Source organism: Streptomyces deserti, assembly GCF_054782695.1.
Genome location: NZ_BAAGRZ010000002.1, coordinates 242,586 through 256,936 on the forward strand (window position 1 = coordinate 242,586; position 14,351 = coordinate 256,936).

Consider the following 14,351-nt stretch of genomic DNA (forward strand, 5'->3'; position numbering starts at 1 on the left):
CCCGGGCCCGGCTCCCCGTACGGCATCGGGGGGCCCGGGCCCGGTCCTGCTCGTAGGGTGGCGGTATGACCACTTCGCGCGTACTCACCTGGGACGTCACGGCGAGCCGGGGCTACGAGACCGCCTGGGTCGACTTCGACGCCGGCACCCTGCGGGCCCGCGGCCGGGCGGTCGGGACCTCGCCCGAGCCGTACTGGATCGCGTACGAGCTCGACACCGGTGAGGGCTACGTGACGCGGCGGCTGCTGGTGACGGCCGAGACGGCGGCCCGTACCCGCACACTCGATCTGCGGCACGACGGACGGGGCGGGTGGACGGCCGACGGGGAGCGGCTGGCGGGCATGGGCGGCGCCCTCGACTGCGATCTGGGGCTGTGCCCGCTGACCAACACCATGCCGGTGCTGCGCCACGGACTGCACCGGGCGCCCGGCGAGCAGGAGTTCCTGATGGCCTGGGTGTCGGTGCCGGGGCTGACGGTACGGCGGTCGCGGCAGACCTACACCCACCTCGCGCGGACCGACGGCGGTGGGCGGGTCCGCTTCGCCTCGGGCGACTTCCGCAGTGACCTGGAGTTCGACGGGGACGGCTGTGTCGTCGACTATCCCGGTCTGGCGCGGCGCCTGACGCCCCGTTAGGGCCGCGCGGCCCGTCTAGCGCTCGGTGACCTTGCCGTCCGCCACCTCCAGGCGGCGCGTGACGCGTACCGCGTCGAGCATCCGCCGGTCGTGGGTGACCAGGAGGAGCGTGCCCTCGTAGGAGTCGAGGGCCGACTCCAGTTGCTCGATGGCGGGCAGGTCGAGGTGGTTGGTCGGCTCGTCGAGGACCAGGAGGTTGACGCCCCGGCCCTGCAGCAACGCCAGTGCGGCGCGGGTGCGTTCGCCCGGGGAGAGGGTCGCCGCCGGGCGCAGGACATGGTCCGACTTGAGGCCGAACTTGGCCAGGAGGGTGCGGACTTCGACCGGTTCCGTATCGGGTACGGCGGCACGGAACGCGTCGAGCAGGGGCTCCGGGCCGTGGAAGAGCCGGCGGGCCTGGTCGACCTCGCCGAGCAGGACGCCCGAGCCCAGGGCCGCGTGCCCGGCGTCGAGCGGGACGCGGCCCAGCAGGGCGCCCAGCAGCGTGGACTTTCCGGCGCCGTTCGCTCCGGTCACCGCCACCCGGTCCGCCCAGTCGATCTGCAGGGAGACCGGGCCGAGCACGAAGTCGCCGCGGCGCACCTCGGCGTCCCGGAGCGTGGCGACCACCGCGCCCGACCTCGGGGCCGCCGCGATCTCCATGCGCAGCTCCCACTCCTTGCGCGGCTCCTCGACGGCCTCCAGCCGTTCGATCATGCGCTGGGTCTGCCGGGCCTTCGCGGCCTGCTTCTCGCTGGCCTCGCTGCGGAACTTGCGGCCGATCTTGTCGTTGTCGCCGGCCTTGCGGCGGGCGTTCTTCACGCCCTTGTCCATCCAGGACCGCTGCGTCTGCGCGCGTTCCTGGAGGGCCGCCTTCTTGTCGGCGAACTCCTCGTACTCCTCGCGGGCGTGCCGGCGGGCCACCTCCCGCTCCTCCAGATAGGCCTCGTAGCCACCGCCGTAGAGGTTGATCTCCTGCTGGGCGAGGTCGAGTTCGAGGACCTTGGTGACGGTGCGGGCGAGGAACTCCCGGTCGTGGCTGACGACCACCGTCCCGGCGCGCAGGCCGCTCACGAAGCGTTCCAGGCGCTCCAGGCCGTCCAGGTCGAGGTCGTTGGTCGGCTCGTCGAGGAGGAAGACGTCGTAGCGGGAGAGCAGGAGGGACGCGAGGCCGGCTCGCGCCGCCTGGCCGCCGGACAGGGACGTCATCGGCTGCTCCAGGTCCACCGCCAGGCCGAGGGAATCGGCGACCTCCTCGGCGCGTTCGTCGAGATCGGCACCACCGAGGGCCAGCCATCGCTCCAGGCTCGTCGCGTACGCGTCGTCGGCGCCGGGGGCGCCCTCCACCAGGCCCTGGGTGGCCTCGTCCATCGCCCGCTGGGCCTCGGCGACACCGGTGCGGCGGGCCAGGAACGCGCGTACGGTCTCGCCCGGCCGGCGGTCCGGCTCCTGCGGCAGGTGTCCGACGGTCGCGGCCGGCGGGGACAGCCGCAGCTCGCCCTGCTCGGGCGCGGTCAGCCCGGCGAGCATCCTGAGCAGCGTGGACTTGCCCGCGCCGTTGGCGCCGACCAGCCCGATCACATCACCGGGGGCGACCACGAGGTCCAGTCCGGAGAAGAGGGAGCGGTCGCCGTGGCCGGCGGCGAGGTTCTTGGCGACGAGGGTGGCAGTCATCAGAGGGCAGATCCTAATGGCGCCCGGGGGCCGTGTGCGTCCTGGTCTCGGGGGGCTGGCGCGTCCCGGCCTGAGGGGGCCGGGTACGCCCCGGTCTCAGGGGGCGCGGTCCGTCCGGGCTTCAGTGCGCCACGGCCGCCGCCAGCACACTTCCCGCGGTCCGCGCCACGACGAAGGCCTCCCCCTTCACCGTCTTCGCGTCCAGGGCGATGCGGTGGCGGCCCGCCTCGAGGATGCCGTCGAAGGCTTCGTGGGTGTGGGTGCGGTAGAGGCGGTCGAGGCGATACGCGGTGAGCCGGACCCGGCAGGGGGAGGTGACCTCGACCTCCGCCGCGCGCCCGTCGGCGGACAGGCCGGTCAGGCGGCGCCGTGCGACCGGGCTGCGGTCCAGGGCGTGTTCGATCTGGGCGACGAGGAGGGGGACGATCGGGGCGAGGCCGTCGACGTAGGCCACCTGGACCCCCGCGCGTTCGAAGGCGCGGCGGACGGCGGCACGTTCCTCCTCGCCGACGGCACGGCCGAAGGCGACGGCGCCGTAGCCGCGCAGTTCGTCGGCGGGGACGTCGCGGGCATCGTGGGTGATGTCGGCGCCGATGCCGATGGTGCGCAGGGCGGCGGCGAGCTTGGCCAGGACGGCGACACGGGCGCCGATGAGCAGCACGCGGCGGCGCTCGCCCGCGGCCGAGCCGTCCAGCAGGGAACCGAGCGCCGCGCGGTACTCCGCGCCACGGAAGCGGAACGGGCCGATGCCGTGGTAGCCGTTGAGGTCGAGGTCGGCGTGTTCGTCGGTCTGCCAGGCGAAGTCCCGCCAGACGAAGTCGTCGCCGTCGCGCTCGATGGCCGCGGTCACGGCGCCGCACGCCAGGTCCTCGCACTCGGGGCAGCCGTAGATGACGTACCGGCCGCCGGGCAGCGGCGGGTCCGTCTCCAGGAGCAGGCTGCGGACCTGCGCGGTGAAGATCGCGGGCGGGACGTCGGAGGCCAGCGGGGAGACGGCGTCCAGGTCGGAGAGCTGGAACAGCAGCGGACGTCCGTCGACGACGAAGTCCATGAAGTCCCGGTGGACCTGGTAGTCACCGTCTGCGAGGACCCCGCCGGCCCGCATCGCCGGAGCCAGGCCGAAGGTCGCGTACTCGGCACACATAGGTGAGTATCCCCACACAAGGCGTGATCTGAGCGCGGCATGACAGATTCCGCTACCGTCGCCGCGTGGCGGGTGAACCAGGTGACGAGATCGTGGTGGTCGGCGGCGGCGTCGTCGGGCTGGTGACGGCTGTTGTCCTCGCCGAGCGCGGCAGGCGGGTACGGGTGTGGACGCGGGACCCCGTGGAGGGGACCACCTCGGCGGTTGCCGGGGCCCTGTGGTGGCCGTACCACGTGGAGCCGATGGCGTTGGCGCGTGCGTGGGCGCTGCGCTCGCTGGACGTGTACGAGGAGCTGGCGGAACGGCCGGACGTCACCGGCGTACGCATGGTCGAAGGAGTCATGGGCGAGACCGCCCTGGACGATGCGGTCGCGTGGGTGGCCGCCCGGGTGCCAGGGCTGCGCGCGGCGACGACCGAGGAGTACGGCGGGACGGGCATCCGGGCGCGATTGCCGCTCATCGACATGTCGACTCATCTGCCGTGGCTGCGTGAGCGGTTCCTGGCGGCGGGCGGGGTGATCGAGACGCGTACGGTGTCCCGCGGGTTCACGGAGGTCGACGCGCCGGTCGTGGTCAACTGCACGGGTCTGGGTGCGCGGGAGCTGGTGCCGGATCCGTCCGTGCGGCCGGTACGAGGCCAGTTGGTCGTCGTGGAGAACCCCGGGATCCGCACCTGGCTCGTCTCCACCACCCCCGACGGGGAGATGGCGTACTTCTTCCCGCAGCCCGGCCGGCTCGTGCTGGGCGGCACGTCGGAGGCAGACGTGTGGTCGACCGAGCCGGATCCGGCGGCGGCCGAGGCGATCGTCGCGCGGTGCGCGGCACTGCGGCCGGAGATCGCCGGGGCGCGGGTCCTGGAACACCGGGTGGGCCTGCGCCCCGCCCGGGACGCGGTCCGGCTGGAGCGCGAACCGCTGCCGGACGGACGGCTGCTCGTGCACAACTACGGCCACGGCGGCGCGGGAGTGACGGTGGCCTGGGGGTGCGCGGAGGAGGCGGCGGGGCTGGCGTGCCGTTGAGCACCGCCGGGGCGCGTCCCGCCCGCGATGGCCGGGACGCCTTCTGCTGGTGATGGCGGGGGCGTCTCCTGCTGATGATGGCCGGGACGCCTCCTGCCGGTGATGGCCCGGACACCTCCTGCCGGTGATGGCCGGGACGCCTCCCGCCGGTGATGGCCCGGACACCTTCTGCTGGTGATGGCCGAAGCGTCTCCTGCTGGTGAATGTTGGGGCCGCCTCCGGTGGCGAACGCCCGCGAGCCCCCCGGGCCTCAGCCACCAGGGCCGTCTCGCGGACAACCACGCAGACGCCTCCGCCAGCGACCGCCAAGGGCGCCTCCCGCCGATAGCGGCCAGGGCCGCCTCCCGTCGGCGACTGGCGAGCGAGGCGCGATCCTTGCCGGCCGGCCGTGGCGTCCTCGCTGGCGAACACCCAGGCGCAACCAGCCGACACCCACCAGCGCACCCGCACCCATCAACCACCGCCGCGTCCCCCGCCAACCCCATGAGCACCTCCGCTGGCGAACACCCAAGCGGCGGCTCCCGCAGGCAACTGCGGAAACGCATCCGGTGACAACCGCGCCGGAGCCTCGCGCCCGGAACCGCACCTGGGCGTCTCCCGCCGACGACCGCCAGGGGCACCTGCGGTTGGCAACCGGCCAGGGCCGCCTCCGCGCGCGGCCGAGGCAGCCTCCCGCCGGCAAACGCCCAGGATCCCCGCACTCGCCACGCCGGGACGGCCCCACCGGCAACTGCCGGACCTCCTCCCCTGGCAAGCGCCGGGCCCCGCCAGCCACCGGGAGGGCGCCCCCGTGGGCAACCGCCAAAGCCGCCCGCCCGACAGCCACCGGGACGTTCCCCACCAAGAACCACCGAGGCCGGCCGGGCTGCCAACCGCCCAGTCCCCCCTCAATGACCACGGCCGGGATGCCCCCCAGGGCAACCGAGAACCGGGAACGCCCTCCAGCAGTAACCGCCGCCCCCGACACCTCTCAGTGCTTACCGATCGGATCGCCCTCCACATCCGGGCCGCGGCCCGGGCCGACGCGGAATTCGAAATCGCCGTCGTACTTCTTGTGGCCCTCGATGACGGCCAGTTCGACGGCCTCGGAGCCCATCTGCTCGCGGACGATGAGCGGGTCCCTGCGCAGATCGCGCATCAGGGCGATGCACATGCAGATCATCACGAGGACGAAGGGGGCCGCCGCGAGGATCGTGAGGTTCTGCAAGCCTGTGAGGGCGTCGCCCTGGCCGCTGCCGACGAGGAGCATGACGGCGGCCACGGCTCCGGTGACCACGCCCCAGAACACCACCACCAGGCGGCCGGGTTCGAGGGCGCCGCGCTGGGAGAGGGTGCCCATCACGATCGAGGCCGCGTCGGCGCCCGAGACGAAGAAGATGCCGACGAGGATCATGACCAGCAGGCTGGTGACGGTGGCGATGGGGAACTCGCGGAGGACGGCGAAGAGTTGGCCTTCGGGCGTGGACTCCTCACCGAGCCGGCCCTGCTCTCGCATCTTCATCGCCGAGCCGCCGAAGACCGCGAACCAGACCAGGCTGACCGTACTGGGGACGAGTATGACGCCGCCGACGAACTGGCGGATCGTACGGCCCCGGCTGATGCGGGCGATGAACATGCCGACGAACGGCGTCCAGGAGATCCACCACGCCCAGTAGAAGACGGTCCAGTTGCCCAGCCAGTCCGCGACGCCTTCGCCGCCGCTGGCCTCGGTGCGGCCGGCGAGCTGGGGCAGATCGCCGAGGTAGGCGAAGACGGAGGTGGGCAGCAGGTCCAGGACGATGATGGTCGGGCCCGCCACGAACACGAACAGGGCGAGGATCAGCGCCAGCACCATGTTGGTGTTGGACAGCCACTGGATGCCCCGCTCCACACCCGAGACCGCGGACGCGACGAACGCCCCCGTCAGCACGGCGATGATCGTGACGAGCAGCCCGGTGCTCACCTTGTCCATCCAGCCCAGTTCCTCGACGCCGGAACCGATCTGCAGCGCACCGAGCCCGAGCGAGGCGGCGGAGCCGAAGACGGTCGCGACGATCGCGAGGATGTCGATGACGCGGCCGGCCACGCCGTTCACGTGCTTCTCCCCGAGGAGCGGGGTGAAGACGGCGCTGATGGTCTGGCGGCGGCGCCTGCGGAAGGTGCTGTACGCGATGCCGAGGCCGACCACGGCGTAGATCGCCCAGGGGTGCAGGGTCCAGTGGAAGAGGGTGGTGGCCATGGCCGCTTCCATGCGGTCGCCGGAGTCGGCCGGGTCGGTGCCCGGCGGGGCCGTCGTGTAGTGCGACAGCGGCTCGCTCACGCCGTAGAACATCAGGCCGATGCCCATGCCCGCGCTGAACATCATCGCGACCCACGACACCGTGCGGAACTCGGGTTCCTCGCCCTCGGCGCCGAGGTGGATCCGGCCGTAGCGGCTGGCCGCGAGCCAGAGGGCGAAGACGACGAAACCCGAGGCGGCCAGCATGAACGCCCAGCCGCCGTTGTGCATCAGTCCGCTGAGCATGCTGGTGGAGACGTCTTCGAGCGAGTCCGTCGCGGCGGCGCCCCAGGTCACGAACGCGAGGGTGAGCACGGCCGTGATGCCGAACACGATCCGGTCGGTCCGGGGCCCTTCCTGACCGGGGAGGCCCGCTTCCGAACCCGGCAGCGAGCCTCCCGCCTGGCCTTCCTTGTCGGTTGGTCGATCCTGCGTCACAGGCGGAACCTTTCCTCGGGACGATGGAGGTGGAGCTTGTACCTCCGTTACGCCCCTACCACATGTGGCGCAAACTCACCCCTCGGGAATCTCAGCAGTCTCAGCAGTCCGTGTCCGGCTCGCCCGCGGTCAGGTGGTACGCGGCGCGCGCGTCGAGCAACAGCGGCACCAGGGCACGCAGCGACTGGCGCAGCGGTACCAGGACACCGTCGCCGTCGCCGTCCCGGTGTACGCGTACGCCGTGCAGGGCGAGTTCGTCCTTCACCTGCGTGTACTGGCCGGCGGTGAGCCGGTAGCCGCAGGGCGGGTCCTGGATCACCTCGGACTCCTCGGGCGGGTCGTTGTCGGCGCCTCCGACGTGGACCGGGCCGGTGTCCCGGTAGCCCGCGAGCCGGGCCGCGCCCGTCGCCGCCTCGATCCGGCCCCGGCGGTCGTCCGTGAACTCGAACAGACCGTCGAGTGCGGCGAGTTGGGAGTGGACGCGGCGCCTGTTGTTGAGCGCTTCGTCCCGCTGTTCGGCGTCCGTGAGGGGGTCGACGCGGCTCTCGATGAGCAGCCCGACCGTGTGCTTGATGCCGGACATGTTCCGCAGGATGCGCTCCTGCCCGTCCCCGGCCACCTGCCGGATCGGTTCGCCGGTGACGGGGTCGGTCCAGATGCCGTACGTGCCGGTCGAGTAGCCGGCGGCCCGCGCGGTGGGGCGTAGGTAGGTTTCGGACAGGGTCTGCGCCTCGTCGTGAACCCGCGTGTGCGTGTTGAGGTTGCGCGGCCACAGGTCGAACAGGTCCTTGTCGTAGTACGGGGGTGTGGCGCCGTACTCGTGCAGGTCGTAGACCACGTCGGGCCGCTGGTCGCGGACGACCGCGGCCAGGGCGCGGCCCTCGGCGGTCTTCAGGGCGAGGTGGTCGCGGTTGATGTCGACGCCGTCGGCGTTGCCGCGGGTGTCGGCGGCCCGGCCGTCGGGGTTGGCGGTGGGCACGACGAGCACCGTGGTGCGGTCCAGCAGGCGGCGGGTCTTCGCGTCCCGGGCGTACGCCAGGTCGCGGATCGTGCTCAGGCAGGCCTCGCGGCCGGCGGGTTCGTCGCCGTGCTGGCCGCACACGAGCAGCGCCTTGTTCGGGGCCGGGTGCGTGCCGATGCGGACGAGCTGGAGCGGGCGGCCCTGCTTCGTCGTACCGATGCGGGTCATGGAGACCCGGCTGCTCGCCCGGTCGACGGCCGCCAGGAACTGCTGTTCCTCGGGCTGGGTGGTCCAGCGGGCGCCGTCGGTCCGCTCGAAGCCGGTGCGTGGCGGGGAGTCGGTCGCGTGGGCGGGTGCCGCGACGAGGGAGGCGGCGAGGGCCGCCGCGGTGAGGGTGAGGGTGAGGGCGCGTATCACCGGCCTCCCTCCGGAATGCGCTCGGCGATGCGCGGATCACGTACGCCGTCCAGCTCGCCGGCCGTTGGGGCGGGGACGTGGGCGCCGGCGGTGGCGCGGGCGAACGCGGCGGTGCCTCCGACGAACGGGACGCGCGCCGAGGTGCGGGACAGGTCGAGGGTGAGCGTCGGGGTGTCGGCGGGCGGGTCGATGAGGTCCTTGTCGGTGCCCGCGACGATCAGCGCCAGGCGGTGGCCCTTGGGGACGACGTGGTCGGTGGCCGCCAGGTCGAGGGTGATCGTGTACTTCTTGCCCGGGGTGAGCGGGGCGCCCTTAAGGTCGGAGGCGTGGTTGCCGAGGTCGGCCCAGCCGCGGCTGACGATCGTGTAGTCGACGTCGGCGGTCTTGGCGCGGGTCTCCTTGAAACAGGAGCTGTCGCCCGCGGTGCTCGCGCCCCAGCAGGTGCGGTCGGTGAGGGTGGTGATGCCCTCGGCCGCGTCGGCGTAGTCGCGGATGGTGGCGGGGCCGAGGTCGACCAGGACGGCGGAGAGATGGGCCGTCGGGGTGGTGGGGGTCGCCGTGACGGTGACCTTGGAGGAGCCGGACAGGCGCAGGTCGCGGGTGAGCGGCCTGGTGGTGAAGCCGGCCTTGTCCGGGGTCGACCTGTCGATCTGCGCGGCCCAGTCGGTTTCGCTCAGCTGCCGGTTGTCGGTGAAGGTCTCGGTGCCCTCACCCCTGCGCAGGCCGAGGGTGCCGACGCCCGGCTCGGTGCCCTCGTCGGGGCGCAGGGTCGTCCTGTCGGTGCCGCGCGGCGGCCAGACCTGGGACGTGACCCACTGGTCGGGGTGGCGTTCGATGTCGGCCATGGGCTCGCGGTCGATGCCGTTGTCGTAGCCGAGGAGTTCGTGGTCGAACCAGCGGTGCAGGGTGTCGACCCACTGCGCGCGCCGGAAGTCGAAGGGGTCGACGTGGCCGACCTGGGAGAGCCAGATCTTGCGGTCGACGCCGTGCCGGGCGAGGGCTTCCCACCACTGGCCGAAGTGCTTGGCGCGGACGTTGAGGTCCTGCATGCCGTGGATCACGAAGACGCTGGCCTTCACCTTCGCCGCGTCCTTGACGTAGTCCCGCTCGGTCCACAGCCGGGTCCAGTCGCCGGTGCGCGGGGCACCGGCCACGAGCTCGCGCTGCACGGCGGCGCACCCGGCTCGGGCATCGGGGCTCTCGACGTAGTTCGACAACCAGTCGGGGCCGGAGTCGTAGAGCGGGGCGCCCTTGGCGAAGTAGTAGTCGTACCAGGAGGAGATGGCGCCGATCGGGACGATGGTCTCCAGGCCCTCGACACCCGTGGCGGCGACGCCATTGGCGACCGTGCCGTCGTAACTCTTGCCGATCATCCCCGTCCGGCCGTTGGTCCAGGTGGCCTTGGCGCGGACGGTGCCCGTGCGGGTGGTGTACGCCTTGGCGCGGCCGTTCAGCCAGTCGACGACGGCCTTCGCGGACTGGACGTCGGAGCGGCCGCCGACGTCGACACAGCCGTCGGAGCGATTGGTTCCGGCCAGGTCGACGCCGACGAAGGCGTAGCCGCGTGGCACGAAGTAGTTGTCGTAGAACAGCGGCATCTGGACGACGTCGCCGTCGGCGTCGTACGTCTTCTTCTGGCTCTCGTTGCCGCGCCCGCAACAGGAGTAGTACGGGCTGGCGTCCATGATGACGGGGATCTTCCGGCCCTGCTGGGCGGGTTCGCGGGGGCGGACGATGTCGACGGCGACACGGTCGGTGCGGCCGTCGCCGTCCTCGTCGAGTCCGGTGTCCACCCAGACGGCCTCGCGGACGGCGTTGTCGTACGAGTAGACGGGCCGGCTCTCCCGCGGGGCGGCGTGCGCCGCGGCGGGGGTGAACAGCGTGGCCATCAGGGCGGCCGTGGCCGCCGTCGCGAGCGGTCTCCAGGTCGTGAAGCGCGTGCGTTTCGGCATGCGCGGGACGGTACATCGGTCAACTCCCGTACAGAAGAGGGCAGCTGACGGACTGACGGGAGGGTTGTGGCCGAGAAGTGCCCTTGGGGCCCGGCGTCTCGTGACGGCCGAAGGGCGATCGTGTGACAGCGGCGGCCACGGCCACGCCGGGCAGCACCCCGCAGCGCCCCCCGGGAAGCCCTCCCCCAGCGCCGGGTTACGCACCCACCCGTGCCGGCCGCAGCGGGCACCAGCCGCGTTCGTGAGCTCCGGCGCGCCCCGTGCCGCCCGGCGGTCTACGGTGGGCCCATGCGCGCCGGGCGCGTGGGCCGGTCGGTGCCGACGGGGCGATGAGGGAGTCGGACGTGCGGGACGTGGCGATCATCGAGGCTCCGTCCGTGCTGGGGCTGCGGCCGACCGGTGTTGAGGGCCTGCCGGACGCGCTGCTGGGCGCCGGTCTGGGCACGGGGCTCGGGGCGGTGCGGGCGGGCAGTGTCGAGCCGCCCGCGTACGACCCGGAGCGGGACCCGGACAGCGGGGTCCTCAACCCGGAGGGCATCGCCGCGTACTCCGTGGCGCTGGCCGACGCGGTGGGTGACGTGCTCGACGGCGGCCGGTTCCCGGTGGTGCTGGGCGGCGACTGCAGCATCCTGCTCGGCAACCTGCTCGCGCTGCGCCGCCGGGGCCGGCCGGGGCTGCTGTTCCTCGACGGCCACACCGACTTCTACCAGCCGTCGGCGGAACCGTCCGGCGAGGTGGCCTCCATGGAACTCGCCCTGGCCACCGGCCGCGGGCCCCGTGTGCTGTCCGACCTGGAGGGCCGCGGCCCGCTGGTGCGGGACGAGGACGTCGTCGCCCTGGGCTTCCGGGACGCCGAGGAGTCCGCGGAGGCCGGGATGCAGCCCTTGCCGCCCGGGCTGCACGCGATGGAGCTGGACATGGTGCGGGCGCTGGGCGCGCAGGAGGCGGCGCGGCGCGCGGTGGCCCTGCTGACCGGCTCGGGCGCCGGGTACTGGATCCACCTCGATGCCGACGTGCTGGACGACGCGGTCATGCCCGCGGTCGACTACCGGCTGCCCGGCGGGCTGACCTGGCAGGAACTGGAGACCGTACTGCGCACCGCGCTGTCCGGTGCGGGTGCCGTCGGCTTCGACGTCGCGATCTTCAACCCCCGGCTGGATCCGGACGGGACGATCGCGCGGCGGTTCACCGCGTGTCTGCTGCGGGCCTTCGCGACGCAGGGCTGATCGGCTCGCCCACCACGCGGCTCGCCAGCTCCGCGGCCAACTCCGAGACATACACGCGCAGTTCGGCCTCCGCCGCCATGCGTTCGGCCTCGAGGCGGGGGCCGGCCCCGGCGAGCAGTTCGTCGCGCTCGCGTACGCCGTCGGCGCGGGCGGCGGCGATCAGTGCGGCGCCCTGCTCCTGGGCCCGCTGCCGGACGCCGGCCGCGTCATGGCGGGCCTCGGCGAGCAGCGCCTGCGTCTCCTCGCGGGTGGCCTCGGCCTGGGCGCGCACCTCCTCGGCGTGCCGGCCGACTCCGCTCGTCGCCTGCTCGCGGGCCGCGAGGACGCGGTTGATCCGGCGGAGCAGCCGGGTCAGGACGAGGTAGCAGGCCGCGAACAGGACCGCCGCGACCAGCATCTCCTGGACCCGGGGGTTGAGCGGGCCGACATCCACGGGAATGAGCTCCACGCCGATGCTTTACCCGCTCAAGCGTGCGAGCGATCGCGCATCCGCGCCAATCTTGGCCGAAATCGCACCGTCTCGGGCGGACGGCACCCGGTGTTCCGGGGGTCAGTCTCCGTGGTCGTAGACCGTCACCGGTGTCCCCCGCTTCACCAGCCGCCCGGCTATGAGCGGCTCGACGCGGGACCACGTGCCGCCGGCCAGGCCGCAGCCTGTGCGGGGCAGGTGGACCGAGGCTCCCGGCTCGGCCGCCCGGTCGGCGAGCCGGCCGGGCGGTGTCGATCGCCTCGCAGCGCACGGGGACGCCCGTGCCGCCGGTTCTGATGCCACGCCGGCCGATCATGTTGGCCACCCACACGTACGGCTCGACCTGGACGAGTTGCACGGCGCCCAGCCCGAACTCGTTGGAGGCGCGGCTGCGGTGCCAGGCGCGGTGGGCCGCCTCCGGCTCGGGCCGGCGCCGCGATATGGCCAGGACGAAGCCCTTCCCCCCAGCCGCCGATGTCGTTGCAGACATGGGCGATGACCTTGACGCCCTTGACCGACGGAACGGTGGCGCCACCCCCGACATATGTGATCCCCGACATGACGCCACCGTGGGCGATGCCACTGACAGTAGCGCTGACCTGCTACTTCGTGAGCTGCGAGAGCTCCTTGTCGGCGGTCTGCGACACCCGGCGCCGGATGCCGAACCAGCCCGCCACCAGCATGGCCGCGATCAGCGGGATCAGCAGCAGCGTCCTGCGGCCGACCTCCGGGTCGTTCCACATCATGCCGAGGCAGGCCAGCAGGAACGCGATCGTGGCGATCTCCGTGACCGGGCTGCCGGGCAGCCGGAAGTGCGGCCGGGCGACCAGGCCCGCCTTCGCGCGGCGGACGAAGACCAGGTGGCAGATCATGATGATCACCCAGGTACTGATGATGCCGAGGGAGGCGACGTTCAGCACGATCTCGAAGGCCTGGCTCGGCACGAGGTAGTTCAGGCCGACGCCGAGCACGCACACCGCGCAGGTCAGCAGGATGCCGCCGTAGGGGACCTGGCTGCGGTTCATGCGGGCGGTGAACTTCGGGGCCGAGCCCGCCATCGCCATGGAGCGGAGGATCCGGCCCGTGGAGTACAGGCCCGAGTTCAGCGACGACATCGCGGCCGTCAGGACCACCAGGTTCATCACGTCGCCCGCCGCCGGGACGCCGATCTTCGACAGGACCGTCACGAAGGGGCTCTGGTCGGCGGAGTACACCGAGCCGGGCAGCAGCAGGGCGAGCAGGACGACCGAGCCGACGTAGAACAGGCCCACCCGCCACATGATCGAGTTCACCGCGCGCGGGACGACCTTCTCCGGCTCGGCGGTCTCGCCCGCGGCGACACCGACCAGCTCCAGTGCGGCGTACGCGAAGATCACGCCCTGCATGACCAGGACGACGGGCATCAGGCCGTGCGGGAAGACACCGCCGTTGTCCGTGATGACGCTCAGGCCCGGCGTCCGGCCGCCCACCTCGTGCTGGGTGGCGAGCAGGAAGATGCCGACGAACATGAAGCCGACGAGCGTGGCGACCTTGATGATCGCGAACCAGAACTCCATCTCGCCGAAGATCTTCACCGAGATCAGGTTCACGGCCAGGACCACCGCGAGGGCGGCCAAGGCGAGCACCCACTGCGGGATGTCCGTGAACATGCTCCAGTAGTGCGTGTAGAGCGCGATCGCGGTGATGTCGGCGATACCGGTCGTGGACCAGTTCAGGAAGTACATCCAGCCGGCGACGTAGGCGCCCTTCTCGCCGAGGAACTCGCGCGCGTACGACACGAACGAACCCGACGACGGCCGGTACAGGACCAGCTCGCCGAGCGCGCGGACGACGAAGAAGGCGAAGACGCCGCAGACCAGGTAGGCCAGCGCCAGTGCCGGTCCCGCGTTGTGCAGGCGTCCGCCGGCGCCCAGGAAGAGGCCGGTGCCGATGGCACCGCCGATGGCGATCATGTTGACGTGGCGGGCCTTGAGGTCCTTGCTGTAGCCGGCGTCGCCCGCGTCCGCGGGCACGCGGGCCGCATCGGTGCGCGGCGTGGCCTCAGCCGTGTTCACGGCGTTCTTGCTCACGGGTGGTTCCACTCTCTGGTGCGCCCGGGCGGGTCTCGCCCCGGTGTCCGGATGTGCCTCGGCCGGCGCTCTGGATGAGGGCACAGACCGAGGCAGCACCTTCCCACAGCG

10 protein-coding genes and 1 pseudogene are annotated in these 14,351 nt (G+C 72.4%); 3 read left to right on the forward strand and 8 right to left on the reverse strand.

From position 1 onward, the window contains the following. Window positions 1–65 precede the first annotated feature (65 nt). Window positions 66–635 (forward strand): putative glycolipid-binding domain-containing protein, encoded by a 570-nt coding sequence (locus ACYVMZ_RS07410; protein ID WP_461076801.1) that lies wholly within the window; start codon window positions 66–68, stop codon window positions 633–635. Between the two features lie 15 nt (window positions 636–650). On the opposite strand, the gene ACYVMZ_RS07415 is transcribed toward ACYVMZ_RS07410, so the two are convergent. After that, the gene (locus tag ACYVMZ_RS07415; protein WP_461076803.1) at window positions 651–2,288 is read right to left on the reverse strand and encodes an ABC-F family ATP-binding cassette domain-containing protein; all 1,638 of its coding nucleotides are present in this window, start codon (window positions 2,286–2,288) and stop codon (window positions 651–653) included. Between the two features lie 121 nt (window positions 2,289–2,409). Then, window positions 2,410–3,432, reverse strand: a complete 1,023-nt coding sequence (locus tag ACYVMZ_RS07420; protein WP_461076805.1) for an oxidoreductase — start codon at window positions 3,430–3,432, stop codon at window positions 2,410–2,412. A 65-nt stretch (window positions 3,433–3,497) separates the two neighbouring features. Here ACYVMZ_RS07420 and ACYVMZ_RS07425 point away from each other — a divergent pair, with 65 nt between their 5' ends. Then, window positions 3,498–4,451: an NAD(P)/FAD-dependent oxidoreductase gene (locus ACYVMZ_RS07425; RefSeq protein ID WP_461076807.1), complete on the forward strand. Its 954-nt coding sequence runs from the start codon at window positions 3,498–3,500 to the stop codon at window positions 4,449–4,451. 970 nt (window positions 4,452–5,421) lie between these two features. Here ACYVMZ_RS07425 and ACYVMZ_RS07430 read toward each other — a convergent pair. From ACYVMZ_RS07430 to ACYVMZ_RS07440, 3 genes are all read right to left on the reverse strand, one after another. Further along, complete coding sequence (locus ACYVMZ_RS07430; protein ID WP_461076809.1) at window positions 5,422–7,146, reverse strand: BCCT family transporter; 1,725 nt, start codon at window positions 7,144–7,146, stop codon at window positions 5,422–5,424. A 100-nt stretch (window positions 7,147–7,246) separates the two neighbouring features. After that, the gene (locus ACYVMZ_RS07435) at window positions 7,247–8,524 is read right to left on the reverse strand and encodes a M14 family metallopeptidase (RefSeq protein WP_461076811.1); all 1,278 of its coding nucleotides are present in this window, start codon (window positions 8,522–8,524) and stop codon (window positions 7,247–7,249) included. Continuing rightward, window positions 8,521–10,476, reverse strand: coding sequence for a Xaa-Pro dipeptidyl-peptidase (locus ACYVMZ_RS07440; protein ID WP_461076813.1), 1,956 nt, complete (start codon window positions 10,474–10,476; stop codon window positions 8,521–8,523). The genes ACYVMZ_RS07435 and ACYVMZ_RS07440 overlap by 4 nt, the downstream gene beginning before the upstream one ends. A gap of 329 nt (window positions 10,477–10,805) precedes the next feature. Here ACYVMZ_RS07440 and ACYVMZ_RS07445 point away from each other — a divergent pair, with 329 nt between their 5' ends. Continuing rightward, complete coding sequence (locus ACYVMZ_RS07445; protein WP_461076815.1) at window positions 10,806–11,702, forward strand: arginase family protein; 897 nt, start codon at window positions 10,806–10,808, stop codon at window positions 11,700–11,702. Here ACYVMZ_RS07445 and ACYVMZ_RS07450 read toward each other — a convergent pair. The 3 genes and pseudogenes from ACYVMZ_RS07450 to ACYVMZ_RS07460 all read right to left on the reverse strand — a co-directional run bounded on the left by ACYVMZ_RS07450 (window position 11,662) and on the right by ACYVMZ_RS07460 (window position 14,240). Beyond that, a complete protein-coding gene (locus tag ACYVMZ_RS07450) occupies window positions 11,662–12,150 on the reverse strand; it encodes a F0F1 ATP synthase subunit B family protein (protein WP_461076817.1) in 489 nt (162 codons plus the stop codon). The two genes, ACYVMZ_RS07445 and ACYVMZ_RS07450, sit on opposite strands and share 41 nt — an antisense overlap. A 102-nt stretch (window positions 12,151–12,252) precedes the next feature. After that, a pseudogene (locus ACYVMZ_RS07455) lies at window positions 12,253–12,731 on the reverse strand (macro domain-containing protein). A 42-nt stretch (window positions 12,732–12,773) separates the two neighbouring features. After that, entirely contained in the window at window positions 12,774–14,240 is a 1,467-nt protein-coding gene (locus ACYVMZ_RS07460; protein WP_461076819.1) for an amino acid permease, read from the reverse strand. Between the last annotated feature and the right edge of the window lie 111 nt (window positions 14,241–14,351).

Bases quoted from the DNA above. Each gene is read 5' to 3' on its own strand.
- ACYVMZ_RS07410 (WP_461076801.1), top strand. From the start codon at position 66: ATGACCACTTCGCGCGTACTCACCTGGGACGTCACGGCGAGCCGGGGC.
- ACYVMZ_RS07440 (WP_461076813.1), bottom strand. From the start codon at position 10,476: ATGCCGAAACGCACGCGCTTCACGACCTGGAGACCGCTCGCGACGGCG.
- ACYVMZ_RS07420 (WP_461076805.1), bottom strand. From the start codon at position 3,432: ATGTGTGCCGAGTACGCGACCTTCGGCCTGGCTCCGGCGATGCGGGCC.
- ACYVMZ_RS07415 (WP_461076803.1), bottom strand. From the start codon at position 2,288: ATGACTGCCACCCTCGTCGCCAAGAACCTCGCCGCCGGCCACGGCGAC.
- ACYVMZ_RS07445 (WP_461076815.1), top strand. From the start codon at position 10,806: ATGAGGGAGTCGGACGTGCGGGACGTGGCGATCATCGAGGCTCCGTCC.